A 12241-nucleotide genomic window follows, 5' to 3' on the forward strand; every position below is an offset into this window, starting at 1 on the left:
TTTAAACCCTTTTGTTATTTAAGTCCCTTTTTAAGTTAGGAGGACAATTATGAATATTGGTCAAGCATCAAAGCAATCAGGTATCTCTACCAAAATGATTCGCTACTATGAGCAAATTGGCTTGCTAGAAACAGTAAATCGCTCGAACTCAGGTTATCGCTTGTATTCTAAAGACGATATAGATGACTTATGCTTTTTGAGACATTCTCGTGACTTGGGATTTTCATCCAAGCAAATGAAAGAGTTACTGTATTTGCGCAAAAATGCCAACCGTCAGAGCGCGGATGTTAAGCAACTGACACAAGAGCATATTGAAACGTTAAACCAAAAAATTGCCCAATTGCAGGAGATGGTCAATTCGCTACAGAACTCTTTTGATCATTGTGCAGGCGATGATAATGCAGACTGCGCCATTCTAGAAGATCTAGGACAAAATCAGTAATTCACGAACCTGCCAGCCTAGATGAGCAAATCTATAATAGACTTGCTCTTATAATGAACCTGAAAAAGCGACAAATAATATCATCAGTATCAGTGAGACGATATTGACAATAGAACCAAAGCTGATGGTAAGCAGTACAACCCCCTACTCGAATAACTTATCATAGAATAATTTTGTATGTAAAATGACGATTTACTAGATACTCACCTCATCGTCACCTATCCACTTAGGGCCTATCTCCACCTCAATATCACGTGCAGTGATGGGCTCAGAACATTCAGAGCATACCGCTACAGGATGCATGATATGGCCACATTCTTTATGTCTATGTAATAGTGGCGCACCGCGTTCATCAGCCATGTGCTTGTCTCCCCAGCTAACCAATGCGAGAACGATAGAGTGTAGATCTAACCCGCGCTCTGTCAGCCTATACTCCTCGCGCAGTGGTTTTTGCTGATAAGCTATCTTTTTCAAAATATCATACTCAACTAACTTGCGAAGACGGTTAGACAGGACGTGACGTGTAATACCTAAGCGTTGCTCAAATATATCAAACCGTCTAATCCCTAAAAAACAGTCACGTAAAATCATGAGTGTCCAACGATCACCGATGACTGCCAACGTACGAGCCACCGAGCAAGACTGCTTATCAAGTTCATCCCAACGCATATACTATCTCCCTCATCTTTGAGTAATAGGTTAGCTTGACAGTGCCCAAAAATAAAGATATATTTTTATTAGTTCTAAAAAGGAACCTATAAGGAAATAGATATGTATAGAGCACCTGTAGCGGTTGTCATTGGCGCAGGCGATGCCACTGGCAGCGCTGTTGCAAAACGTTTTGCAAAAGAAGGTTTTACCTTATGCGTGACCAGAAGGAGTGTCGACAAACTGGACACATTAGTCAGTGACATTGAGGCGGCTGGCGGAGCAGTTAAGCCATTTGGTTGCGATGCGCGTGTAGAACAAGAAATGGTTGAGCTATTTGCTCATATCGAACAAGACATTGGGCCGATTGAAGTGGTGATATTTAACATCGGTGCGAATGTGCATTTATCCATTGTAGACACTACAGAAAGAGTCTATCGAAAAGTATGGGAAATGGGCGCTTTATCTGGGTTTCTCACAGGTCGGGAAGCTGCGAAAGTCATGATCCCGCGTGGAAAAGGAACGATTATTTTTACTGGCGCAACCGCTTCTTTGCGAGGCAGTAAAGGTTTTTCTGCTTTTGCTAGCGCTAAATTTGCCTTGCGGGCTTTGGCGCAAAGTATGGCACGTGAGTTGGGACCAAAAGGCATACATGTGGCCCACCCTATTATTGATGGTGCCATTGATACCGCCTTTATTCGTGATAACTTTCCTGAGCGCTATGCACTTAAAGAACAAGACGGTATCTTAAATCCAGAGCATATCGCGGAGCAGTATTGGCAATTGCACTGTCAGCCAAGAGACAGCTGGACACATGAGCTGGATCTGCGTCCATGGATGGAGACTTTTTAAGCCCATCTAACTAATAATCTCCAAAATTTTCTAATATATATTGCAAGGAATGCAAAGATGAGTAAACAAGTAGAGTTTTTCTTTGATGTGGGTAGCCCAGCCAGCTATTTGGCATGGACACAATTAGAGAGCATGGCACAGCGTCACAACGCTGAGATCATTTGGCGACCTATATTACTTGGAGCGGTTTTCCAAGCTGTTGGCAACACCTCACCTGCTGCGGTACCTGCAAAAGCTGCTTATATGCTCAAAGACCTTAAGTGTTTTTCAAATATTTATGGGGTGCCTTTTCGCTTCAATCCGTTTTTCCCCTTGAATACCATGCAGCTCATGCGCGGTGTTACGGCTTACTTGGGGACACCTGAATTCCAGACTTATCTAGAAGCCATTTTTACCGCCTTATGGTCTAAGAAATTGAATATGGAGTCACCAGAAGTTGTTGCTCAAGTCTTGACCAAAGCAGGCTTCAATGCAACTGACTTTATGACTCGTATCAGCGAGTCTGAGGTTAAGGAGCATTTGAAAAATACAACTGAAGAAGCTGTAGCACGAGGGGTATTTGGAGCCCCAAGCTTCTTCGTAAATGGTGAGATGTTCTTTGGACAAGATCGTTTGAGCTTCGTCGAGGATGCTTTGAGAGACTGATTTTGATGGGCCATAGTATTAGGTATCAGCCTGTGGCAGGCCTTTATGATGGATATTGCGATGGCTACTTTCTATGTGGTCTATGCCTTCTTCTATAACTTAAGTTACGACAAGGTATTCCCTATTCCAGAAAATCACCTTGCCACTCAATTTAATCGTTAAGTCTTATGGTTGAATCAAGCTAAGTCTATATAGCGGTAGTTTTTCTTAGAGTGTTCTATGTCTGTTAAATCGATGTCCACTACTGCTATTTCTTGCATCGAACCAAGTTTTTTTATAATTTGTCCTGTAGGAGAGACAACTAGACTTTCTCCTACAAACTCACCGCCATGACCGACGCCCACACCGTTGCAGGTAATCACAAAACATTGGTTTTCAATGGCACGCGCTTGAGTCAGTACATAATGGACATTTGCATAGGGAGACATGTTGCCATTTGGCATAAAAATAATTTTTGCCCCTTTCTTTGCCAGTGCTCTCGAGCCTTCTGGAAACTCTAGCTCAAAACAAATCTGAGCACCATAAACTACATTATCAATTTCAACGATGGAAAACTCATCTCCGCTGGTAAACACGCCAACATCATCTAGCCAAAGTTTTGACTTTCGGTGCTTATAAATGATTTCGCCGTTTTTTATAAAAAAGCATGCGTTGTAGAACCGTTGATCATGTTTTTCAATGTGCCCAATAATAATGGTTGAATCCGTATGTTTGCTGGCTATCAGTAGGTTTTCAAAATGCACTTGTGACTGACTACATAAAGAGTCAATGTTATCTGCTGTCGGAAATCCTGTAAAAGCGAGCTCTGGAAAAATCATAAAGCCATTGCAAGCTTTATGATCATTGATTGATTTCAATATAAAGGCGGCATTTACCGATACTTGATAATCAGTGATATCAATCTGGTTGATGACTATTTTCATAGAATTTTATTCTCATTAGTGAGGGATGGTTATAATGGCTATTATTGCTAATATTCTTTAATAGCAATACTCTTTAATAGCACTGAGACTCCAACCAACGACTCAATTTAATAATGTCCGCTTGGTTAGATTTTAACTCATTGTAAAAAAAATAAAACTCATCCCCTGTTAGTAATTCATGCATCGGTATTTTGATAAGATTTTGCTTATGTGCTTGATCCAACATCATATAGTTATCAATAAGCGCAATACCTAAGTTATAACGTGCAGCCTCTGTGGCAAGTAATACATGGCTAAATTGATTGATTTTTACATCGCTCGGCAATTCAAACCCACCTGCTTTACACCACTTTAGCCAATCATTGGCCGCATTTTCACTTTTGCCAGAATATTTTACGGACAGGATAGGGTGTTGCCATAACGCCTCTGGCAACGACTGATCCTTTATCTCTTCCCAGAGCTTTTGACCACAGACAGGAAATAGCTTTTCAGCGAATAAAAACGTGCTGACCACGTTACGCTTTGGCGGATTGACGGTTATAAAACAATCAGAACATTGCTCATTATAATCGTCTTGGTCTGTCACCATGTTTAAGGTGAGCTCAATCTCTGGGTGTTGTTTATGGAAGTCTTGCAATCGAGGAATCAGCCAATTAACAGCCACCGAGCTATACAGTGCTAGGCGAATATGCCCAGGTTGGTCATTCCGAATGGCCTGACTGGTATTAGAAATAGCCGCCAATGATTGATTTACTTCTGTGAAATAACGCGCCCCTATTTCTGTCAACGAAAGTGTCCGACCCTGCCTATAAAACAAAGCTTCACCAAGGTATTCCTCAAGTGTTCTGACTTGATGGCTCACGGCGCTTTGCGTCACATTGAGACTTTCTGCTGCTTTTGAAAAGCTATTCAGTCTTGCAACGGATTCAAAGCACTGTATCGCGCGTAACGGTGGCAATTTCATTATTACCTCAGCTAATACTAAAGAGTTTTATATCATTATACGTCATGTAAATATATGAATATACTGCTTACTCAAGTATTAAATGAACGTCACTTGATGTCAATTTTTAACTGTTTTTAGAGTAATGCTAAGGGTTGTTATGCCAAAGATGAGTGTTGGGTTTGCCATGATTCTATTGGTTGTGGGGAATATGATTGCCGTCCTATCAGATGCGTTGATAAAAGAGTTGCCAGATGGCGCAGCGGTCTATCAATTTGTTCTATTGCGTCAGCTGACAGCCGTTTTGATGCTACTGCCCTTTTGCTTTTTGAATAAAAAAACCAAGTTGATTAGTAATATAAAATGGCATTTTGTACGGGGTCATATTTGGTTATTTGGTGCGGTATTCATGGTGTTGTCTATTCAAGCGCTACCGCTGGCTACGGTGAATGCTATTTTTTATACTGCTCCTCTGCTCATGTTGCCGTTAGGATTTTTGTTTTATAAAGACAGACTCACAGCGCCAAGCATCGTTGTGGCAATGCTAGGTTTCGTTGGCATTCTTATCATTGTAAAGCCAACGCAAATTAATATAGGTGCTATATTTGCGCTGATAGTGGCCTTAACCATGGCCACTAATAATCTATTGGTTCGCAAACTGCCTTCGAATCACACCGTTGCACAAACATTGTTTTTGACCAATTTAGTGGGTATTCCATTTGGGCTTAGTTTGGCTATTTGGGAGAATGAACCTTTGAGTTGGTATGCGCTATGGATAGCAGCGGGCTCAAATTTGTTTATTTTGATCTATGCGGGTATCTGTGTACTGGTCTACCGATCGGTGGAAGCCCATAAAATCTCTAGTGCAGAATATACGGGACTGTTAGGGGCAGTATTTATTGGCATCGTGTGGTTTCATGAGATACCGGATATCAGCTTATTGATAGGTTCAGCATTGATTATTATTCCTCTCATTTGGCTAGCCACACGAGAGTCTGTCAAATATAAGAGATCGGTTCCGATAGAGTGAATATTAACCTTGGCAACCTACTTAATCTCTCTTAGATATCAGACATCACATCAAAAAAATCACATCGAGTTAATGTGATTTTTAATCAATGAAATCTTACTGCGCATTTTTCACTTTTATCCTCTCAACCAAGAAGTCTACGGCGGCTTTCACTTTGGGTACGAGATAGCGCTGCTTTTGATACAGCAAATACACAGCCATATCAGCATGTTGCGTAATCGCTAACGGATGCTCAAATTTAATCTCTTGTAACGCGCCTGACTCAAGATATGACGACAACGCCCAGTGGGTAGACATTAAAATACCTTCCCCATCACAAGCCTTTTTGGCAAGCCATGGTCCGTTATTCGAAATTGCCACTGCTGGCCCCGAGACATCATGCCACTGATCATCCACATGACATAACCAAGGCGTTGGCCCGTTTGGCGCTTTGAAATACAGGCCTTTATGTTCTTTCAACTCCATCACATGATTGGGTGTACCATGCATCTCCAAATAACTGGGAGACGCAACGGGAATAAACCCATTGTCCATTAGCCTAATAGCAATCACGCGCTCATTGGGTGCATAACCACCGCGAATCGCAATGTCTACATCGTCACGTCCTAATGCTGATAGTTCATCGCTGAGACTAACATCCAATACAATCTCTGGGTATAACTTACCAAGTTCGTCTAACAACGGCAGCAGTATCTTTTCACCAAAACCCACCATCGAGCTGATTCGTAAGCGCCCCATAGGCGTGGTCTGGTAACTGCGCACCGTTTCTTTGCTTTGTTCTAATTGGTTCAATATCTGCTGCACGTCGTTGTAATAGACTTGCCCCACTTCGGTCAGCTTAACGATGCGGGTCGAACGCTTTAATAATGTCGCGCCCAAACTCTTTTCTAAATCAGAAACACGTCTCGACAATGATGATGGCGGCACATTAAAGGCACTTGCCGCTTTGGTAAAACTACCCATTTCGACGACTTTACTAAAATACCGTATTGCACGTAGTTGATCCAACCTATTTCTCCATTCAATAAATATTTGAGTATTTTCGCTCTATTATTGTCTTAATAACAATAGTGATTCACGTTTTCCCTTATATATAACCATATTAAAACCAGTAATAATGTGTTTAACTTAAAAATTACAACTTTTATATCAACAATGGAAAATGGACTTATGATTACTTTGCATGGTTTTGCTGCGAGCAACTATTACAATATCGTGAAACACACCCTTTTATTCAAAGAACTATCATTCCAAGAAAACCTTGTCTACGGTAGTAGTGACGAGTTGATGAAAGTCAGCCCAGTTGGCAAAGTACCTGCCATCACAACCCCTGATGGCTTTGATTTGTCAGAATCGAGCGTTGTTTGTGATTTTTTAGAAGAAACTTACCCAGAAAAGCCGTTATATCCTAAAAATGCGGCAGAACGCGCAACTGTGCGTCAAATTATGAAGATATCAGAGCTTTATTTTGAGCTGCCAAGCCGCAGGCTAATCCCTTATGTTTTTTCAGGCACTGATGCCCCTGAATCTGTCAAGGATGAAGTCCGCCAAGTATTGAGCCGCGGTATTATTGCCTTGAATCGCTTGTGTCAATTCTCGCCTTGGATTGCAGGTGACGAATTCACGATGGCTGACATCTATGTTTATTATGTGAATACTATTGTCAGCGCATTTGCCTCTACCCAACTTAACTGGGATGTGCTGGCAGAGATCCCAGGTATGAAAGAGTGGAATGCTGCTGTGAAAGAGTCTGATACTGCCAAACAAGTAGAAGAAGGTCGTCTAGCAAATATGCCAGAGTTTATGCAGCATGTGACAGCTCAAATTAAAGCCGCAAACGCTGGCTAGTTTGATATCAAAAAGTACTTAACTACAGAACAACCTTTGTATTCAATAACCAAAAAATAGGGCCAATACAATACTGTCATTGGTTCAATAACTATAACGATTTGCAGGAGCAAACCCTATGACTGATAAAAACATCCAACTGACCTCAACCATCAGTGAAGACAATAAATTGACATTGGCGTTACAAGAGATTGATATGCCGCAGCCTGGTGCCGATGAAGTCGTTGTGCGCATTGAAGCGGCCCCATTGAATCCATCTGATTTGGGGGTTATGTTCAGCGCCGCCAATATGGCAACCGCTGTACAATCAGGCACCGACGAAAACCCAGTCATCACGGCTGATGTCCCCGCCCAGTTTATGCCATCGCTAAAAACACGTGTGGGTAAAGCCACGCCTGTGGGCAATGAAGGCGCAGGGACTGTGGTCGCAGCGGGCTCATCAGATGCCGCACAAGCATTGATGGGTAAGACGGTAGCTGTGATTGGCGGTGGGACTTATCGTCAATACCACTGTGTCAATGTACAGAGCTGCCTAGAACTAAAAGAAGGCACGACGGCTAAAGAAGGCGCCTCTTCTTTTGTGAACCCGCTTACTGCGTTAGCGATGGTTGAAACCATGCGTGCTGAAGGGCATAAAGCCATCATTCATGCAGCGGCAGCCTCTAGCCTTGGTCAAATGTTAAACCGTATTTGTATGGCTGATGGCATTGATTTGATCAATATTGTACGTAGAGATGAGCAAGAAACGCTATTGCGTGATATGGGCGCAAAATATGTGGTCAACTCAAGCAGTGACAATTTCATTGCTGATTTAACGGCAGCGATTATCGAAACAGGTGCTACTATCTCATTTGACCCTATTGGTGGCGGTCAGTTAAGCAGCGATATTCTGAACTGTATGGAAACTGCTATCACTCGTGATGTAGAAGAATACAGCGTTTATGGGTCTGATACTTTTAAACAAGCTTATATTTATGGCGCACTAAACCGCGGCCCTATCACATTGAACCGTAACTTTGGTTTTGCTTGGGGTGTTAATGGATTCTTATTGTTCAATGCGCTAGGCAAACTGGGCACCAAGACAGTCATGTCGATGCGCAAACGTGTTGCAGAAGAAATCACCACGACATTTGCCAGCAGCTATACGCATGAAGTGTCATTGGCAGAGGCATTAAAACTACAATCAATCGCCGCTTACGGTAAACAAGCGACCGGTGAGAAGTACTTAATCACGCCTCAAGCTTAATTGTTGTTTAAAAAGTAATTTAGAAACAAAAAAGCAGATATCGATTATGATATCTGCTTTTTTTATTTGCATGTTCAACAGACCCTAATGACCATTAACTCATTTATAGTTTCTCTAAAAATTAACTATATTGGTTGATAGTACGTTTTGTTGTATCAGCCTGAATCTTGGTAAATAACTGGGCTTAATATTCGTTATCACGGTATAAGGGATTTTGCGCCTCTGCCATGAAATCCTCGTAAGTAATAGCAGGCTCAATGCTGACAGACCTATTCTCTACTATTATGTTTTGGTTGATATCTCTTGCATTGCTATGAGCACCCGCATGATTGACTGTGTTTAAACTGTCATCAACGGTATGTTGGATTATTGAAACTGCCTTTGCTACGAGCTCATCTTCAGCAATGCCTGCATCGGTGCTCGTCATTGGCGTTTGCTCAATAAACGAAGTTGAGCGCTCAGAGAAAGCGGCTAAAATACCATTCATATCAAGCGTTACGACGGTAGCGGCAATAATTAAGGCGCTGGTTATAGCAGTCACAGCCATCAATTTGATATTGCTGTGAGACTCACTTGCTGATTTTTTTGGGGTATTGGGAACTGGCTGTGTTTGTTCAAATGCAGCCTCTATAGGTGTTTGATTGAGATAATTATAAGTATCCCGATCTGCTGTTTCTGCTGCTGCGGTTTCTGAGATAGGCTCTTGCGCTTGGACCACGTTTTCTATGGTGTTTTTCAAATATTGTTCGTAGACACCACGAGTACGCTTGTTAATATTCAGCTCAATGTCACCATGTTTAGGTAACTCGATGCCCTTATTAAGGCTACTTTCACTATCTGCAATTTCCATAAGTCAATACCAAGTCAGTCTTCGTAAGCAACGGCACATAATCGTGTTGTATATTCGTAATAATACAAATATATTGATTCTATTCAACTTATTTTGGTATGAGCGCTATGACTGACAGACAAACGGTACATTTTTTTGCGAAAGTATCATTTTGGGTTGTCGTTTTTCTAAGACAATTCTCTAAGACTATTTGGATGGTAGTAAAATAAATATCAATGCGTTATTTGGTTGATAGCATCAATCACTGGTCTCACGATACAGCGTACTTTGTGACTCTTGCCTAAAATCTTCATAAGAAATCGCGGCTTCGTTGTCCAAGCCATCGGTAGTTGCTTCTACTATCTGCTCTGTCTCTTTATCCGCTGCGACACTTGATGGCGCATCATTTTGATTGGGATTGATAACTGCTGATGGTTCAGCGTCAGTCACTGGTGGATTATTCGAGAGGGTTGTCGCCTTAGCTGCCTTAGCCTGAGTTTTAGGTTGAGTATCGCTACTGACATTGGTGTCAATAGCGCTCGCCACCTCTTTAGAGGCGTCAGACACTGTACCTTCTGTCGAAGGAGATAAGATGCCACTGGCATTAATGGCTAACACAATAATAGCGGCCAATAATGTCCCGATAGCAATGCCAATGATGAGAGGCTTTTTATTACTGGCGAGCTTACCCTGCGGTTTTACTGCTTCGTTGTTAGCAGGTTCTGCCATGTTTTCAACGACTGTATTTTCAGCAACTTTGCTTTCAACCACTTGCTCATCATTATGAGCTGGGTGAAAAGTATCAGTATCATCACTGGTATGCTCAACATGACTGCTGTCTAGTTCAAGGTCTGAATTTTCATCCAAATCATAGCTATCTGGATAGTCTTTATTTGATGATTGAGGCGTATCTGCTAGTGATTCATCGTTGCCAAATAGTTCCTCTTCATTAATAAAGTCAAAGCTGACATCTGTAGTTGTCGTATCTGATATATCAATGTCTATCCCCTCATTACCCTCTGAGGTGGCAAAAAACTGCAATTCTTCTGAGCTTAAAGACTCATAATTAGGAGATTGTCGTATATTTTCCCATGGCGTTAAGTGGTCAGACTTGCCCTCGTCCTGATTGTTATCCTCTGTACCGTCAACACGACTGATAAAGCGTTCATAGATATTATTTTTGACAAGCTTACGCGATTTTTTATTAACAAGTTTGGCCAACTCCTCGTCGAAATCAGTACCGATGTCTTTTTTTTCATCGTTCATAGAATAACACCAAGCCAGTTTATTCTACTGGCGTTAAATGACTGCTAAAATAAAATTGTAATTTTTCTTGCGCAAGTGTAACAATGTTACCAACCCTCAATATAGTTGCTCACCTCACTATCTTCAAGCATAATTTATTCGATATCACTAATATTTATACGTCGCCTCTCAAACAGTAAGGTGAATACGTATGAAAAACCGATCTCTATAGAGACACCCTATACCATAACAGGCGCAATAATATGGATTTAAAACAGCTCAATGCGTTTATTGCTGTTGCAGATTTGCGTAGCTTTAGCGCAGCAGCGACTAAAACTGGATTGTCACAGCCAAGTCTGAGTCGCCTGCTCAAACAGCTTGAGACCGATATGGGCGTGGTACTCATTGATCGCTACCATCGACCGCTCCATTTGACTGAAGCGGGTGCGTTTTTTTACGATAAAATCAGTACCATACTGACAGAGATTGATACCGTTACCAGCATGACGCAACGCTTATCAGCGCCAAGCAGCGTCTTAAACATTGGTTTTGTGCCGTCAGTGCTGTATGGACTACTGCCTGAAATAATTGCAACGCTCAAGCAATCCAATCCTGATATTGAGGTCAATTTAAAGGATATTAGCTCTTATCAGCAAATGGATGCCCTAAAAAGTGGTGAAATTGACATTGGTTTTGGTCGTTTTGCTCATCAGGATGCATGGATTCAACAGATACTATTGCGTCATGAGCGTTATGTGGTGGCGCTTCCTAAAGCCCATCCGTTGGCTCATGTGCGTGAGCAGCGTTTGATTGATTTGGCAAATAACCGCTTGATTCTATATCATCAAACGCATCTGCCAGTCTTGACGACGACAGCAAGCACATTAACAGCTCATACGGGAAGTAGCGCGGTAAACGCCAATAGTGAGCAGCCACCGCTGAATGAGCCCATCACCGAACCTTTGCTACATCTGTTTGCACAATATGGTATTTCACCATTTATGACCACCACAGTGAGCGATTTGCAAGTCGCACTTGGTTTGGTGGCTGCGGGCGAAGGTATTACCTTAGTGCCTGCCAGCCTACAAACGGTACGCACGGAACAAATCAGCTATCAACGTTTGGTTCATGAAAACGTCACCTCGCCTATTTTTCTGCACACCCTCAAAGATTTTGTGCATCCAAAAATACCTGATTTGCTCGTCGCCATTTATCATGTCTATGAGCAGCGCGGCATCACATACCGGCAGCAGAAATTTGTGTCAGAGCCTTAAATTATCAGCTATCGAATGAATATTGTGTTATAAAGAACCGCCAAAAAATAATCAATCCTAATGCTTGATATTATGGATTGATTATGCTAACTAAAAAGAATGGCAATGCAAACAAATAGTAATAATGATTAGGGTGTGTCCTCATTTTAAAAATGGTGATAAAAATGAGGTAAATTGTAGTCAAACAAGGAAAATAGTGCAGATAATATCGAGATATTACCTAGCTATTTGACGATGTTTGGCAAGATTTAACCATTTTTAGCCCATTTAGAGCCCTATCGATTGAATTGAGGGCATGCCCTAGAATAATCGTTCT

14 protein-coding genes are annotated in these 12241 nt (G+C 41.7%); 8 read left to right on the top strand and 6 right to left on the bottom strand.

Annotated elements, in window-relative coordinates; translation table 11 throughout:
* The first annotated feature begins 49 nt into the window (after window positions 1–49).
* A complete protein-coding gene (cueR, locus tag ACTQ9T_RS05190) occupies window positions 50–442 on the top strand; it encodes a Cu(I)-responsive transcriptional regulator (RefSeq protein ID WP_440464282.1) in 393 nt (130 codons plus the stop codon).
* A gap of 195 nt (window positions 443–637) precedes the next feature.
* Here the strand turns inward: cueR and ACTQ9T_RS05195 are convergent, their stop codons facing one another.
* Window positions 638–1111, bottom strand: coding sequence for a winged helix-turn-helix transcriptional regulator (locus tag ACTQ9T_RS05195; protein ID WP_440464283.1), 474 nt, complete (start codon window positions 1109–1111; stop codon window positions 638–640).
* A gap of 102 nt (window positions 1112–1213) precedes the next feature.
* On the opposite strand from ACTQ9T_RS05195, the gene ACTQ9T_RS05200 reads away from it, so the two are divergent.
* From ACTQ9T_RS05200 to ACTQ9T_RS05210, 3 genes are read left to right on the top strand one after another with little or no spacing between them, the layout of a single operon-like run.
* The gene (locus ACTQ9T_RS05200) at window positions 1214–1942 is read left to right on the top strand and encodes an SDR family oxidoreductase (protein WP_440464284.1); all 729 of its coding nucleotides are present in this window, start codon (window positions 1214–1216) and stop codon (window positions 1940–1942) included.
* 57 nt (window positions 1943–1999) lie between these two features.
* Window positions 2000–2587, top strand: coding sequence for a 2-hydroxychromene-2-carboxylate isomerase (locus tag ACTQ9T_RS05205; protein WP_440464285.1), 588 nt, complete (start codon window positions 2000–2002; stop codon window positions 2585–2587).
* Window positions 2588–2599: 12 nt separating this feature from the next.
* Window positions 2600–2749 carry a chlorhexidine efflux transporter gene (locus ACTQ9T_RS05210; protein WP_440464466.1) on the top strand — a complete coding sequence of 50 codons (150 nt, stop codon included), beginning with the start codon at window positions 2600–2602 and terminating at the stop codon, window positions 2747–2749.
* A 14-nt stretch (window positions 2750–2763) separates the two neighbouring features.
* On the opposite strand, the gene ACTQ9T_RS05215 is transcribed toward ACTQ9T_RS05210, so the two are convergent.
* Both ACTQ9T_RS05215 and ACTQ9T_RS05220 read right to left on the bottom strand, forming a co-directional pair.
* Window positions 2764–3510, bottom strand: a complete 747-nt coding sequence (locus ACTQ9T_RS05215; RefSeq protein WP_440464286.1) for a carbon-nitrogen hydrolase family protein — start codon at window positions 3508–3510, stop codon at window positions 2764–2766.
* A gap of 73 nt (window positions 3511–3583) precedes the next feature.
* A complete protein-coding gene (locus ACTQ9T_RS05220) occupies window positions 3584–4474 on the bottom strand; it encodes a LysR family transcriptional regulator (protein ID WP_440464287.1) in 891 nt (296 codons plus the stop codon).
* A gap of 139 nt (window positions 4475–4613) precedes the next feature.
* On the opposite strand from ACTQ9T_RS05220, the gene ACTQ9T_RS05225 reads away from it, so the two are divergent.
* Entirely contained in the window at window positions 4614–5483 is an 870-nt protein-coding gene (locus ACTQ9T_RS05225) for a DMT family transporter (RefSeq protein WP_440464288.1), read from the top strand.
* Between the two features lie 96 nt (window positions 5484–5579).
* Here the strand turns inward: ACTQ9T_RS05225 and ACTQ9T_RS05230 are convergent, their stop codons facing one another.
* Window positions 5580–6491, bottom strand: a complete 912-nt coding sequence (locus tag ACTQ9T_RS05230; RefSeq protein ID WP_440464289.1) for a LysR family transcriptional regulator — start codon at window positions 6489–6491, stop codon at window positions 5580–5582.
* 162 nt (window positions 6492–6653) lie between these two features.
* Here ACTQ9T_RS05230 and ACTQ9T_RS05235 point away from each other — a divergent pair, with 162 nt between their 5' ends.
* Both ACTQ9T_RS05235 and ACTQ9T_RS05240 read left to right on the top strand, forming a co-directional pair.
* The gene (locus tag ACTQ9T_RS05235; protein ID WP_440464290.1) at window positions 6654–7331 is read left to right on the top strand and encodes a glutathione S-transferase family protein; all 678 of its coding nucleotides are present in this window, start codon (window positions 6654–6656) and stop codon (window positions 7329–7331) included.
* 118 nt (window positions 7332–7449) lie between these two features.
* Window positions 7450–8577, top strand: coding sequence for a zinc-binding dehydrogenase (locus ACTQ9T_RS05240; RefSeq protein ID WP_352309138.1), 1128 nt, complete (start codon window positions 7450–7452; stop codon window positions 8575–8577).
* A 184-nt stretch (window positions 8578–8761) separates the two neighbouring features.
* Here the strand turns inward: ACTQ9T_RS05240 and ACTQ9T_RS05245 are convergent, their stop codons facing one another.
* Window positions 8762–9427, bottom strand: coding sequence for a hypothetical protein (locus ACTQ9T_RS05245; protein WP_440464291.1), 666 nt, complete (start codon window positions 9425–9427; stop codon window positions 8762–8764).
* 237 nt (window positions 9428–9664) lie between these two features.
* Window positions 9665–10672, bottom strand: coding sequence for a hypothetical protein (locus tag ACTQ9T_RS05250; protein ID WP_440464292.1), 1008 nt, complete (start codon window positions 10670–10672; stop codon window positions 9665–9667).
* Between the two features lie 242 nt (window positions 10673–10914).
* On the opposite strand from ACTQ9T_RS05250, the gene ACTQ9T_RS05255 reads away from it, so the two are divergent.
* Window positions 10915–11925 (top strand): LysR family transcriptional regulator, encoded by a 1011-nt coding sequence (locus ACTQ9T_RS05255; protein WP_440464293.1) that lies wholly within the window; start codon window positions 10915–10917, stop codon window positions 11923–11925.
* Window positions 11926–12241: the final 316 nt, after the last annotated feature.

The sequence above is a fragment of the Psychrobacter sp. ASPA161_6 genome, assembly GCF_051970285.1.
Classification (GTDB): domain Bacteria; phylum Pseudomonadota; class Gammaproteobacteria; order Pseudomonadales; family Moraxellaceae; genus Psychrobacter; species Psychrobacter glaciei.

Excerpts from the sequence above, each read along its gene's own strand:
- cueR (WP_440464282.1), top strand. The coding sequence starts at position 50 with ATGAATATTGGTCAAGCATCAAAGCAATCAGGTATCTCTACCAAAATG.
- ACTQ9T_RS05195 (WP_440464283.1), bottom strand. The coding sequence starts at position 1,111 with ATGCGTTGGGATGAACTTGATAAGCAGTCTTGCTCGGTGGCTCGTACG.
- ACTQ9T_RS05200 (WP_440464284.1), top strand. The coding sequence starts at position 1,214 with ATGTATAGAGCACCTGTAGCGGTTGTCATTGGCGCAGGCGATGCCACT.
- ACTQ9T_RS05205 (WP_440464285.1), top strand. The coding sequence starts at position 2,000 with ATGAGTAAACAAGTAGAGTTTTTCTTTGATGTGGGTAGCCCAGCCAGC.
- ACTQ9T_RS05215 (WP_440464286.1), bottom strand. The coding sequence starts at position 3,510 with ATGAAAATAGTCATCAACCAGATTGATATCACTGATTATCAAGTATCG.
- ACTQ9T_RS05220 (WP_440464287.1), bottom strand. The coding sequence starts at position 4,474 with ATGAAATTGCCACCGTTACGCGCGATACAGTGCTTTGAATCCGTTGCA.
- ACTQ9T_RS05225 (WP_440464288.1), top strand. The coding sequence starts at position 4,614 with ATGCCAAAGATGAGTGTTGGGTTTGCCATGATTCTATTGGTTGTGGGG.
- ACTQ9T_RS05235 (WP_440464290.1), top strand. The coding sequence starts at position 6,654 with ATGATTACTTTGCATGGTTTTGCTGCGAGCAACTATTACAATATCGTG.
- ACTQ9T_RS05240 (WP_352309138.1), top strand. The coding sequence starts at position 7,450 with ATGACTGATAAAAACATCCAACTGACCTCAACCATCAGTGAAGACAAT.
- ACTQ9T_RS05245 (WP_440464291.1), bottom strand. The coding sequence starts at position 9,427 with ATGGAAATTGCAGATAGTGAAAGTAGCCTTAATAAGGGCATCGAGTTA.
- ACTQ9T_RS05250 (WP_440464292.1), bottom strand. The coding sequence starts at position 10,672 with ATGAACGATGAAAAAAAAGACATCGGTACTGATTTCGACGAGGAGTTG.
- ACTQ9T_RS05255 (WP_440464293.1), top strand. The coding sequence starts at position 10,915 with ATGGATTTAAAACAGCTCAATGCGTTTATTGCTGTTGCAGATTTGCGT.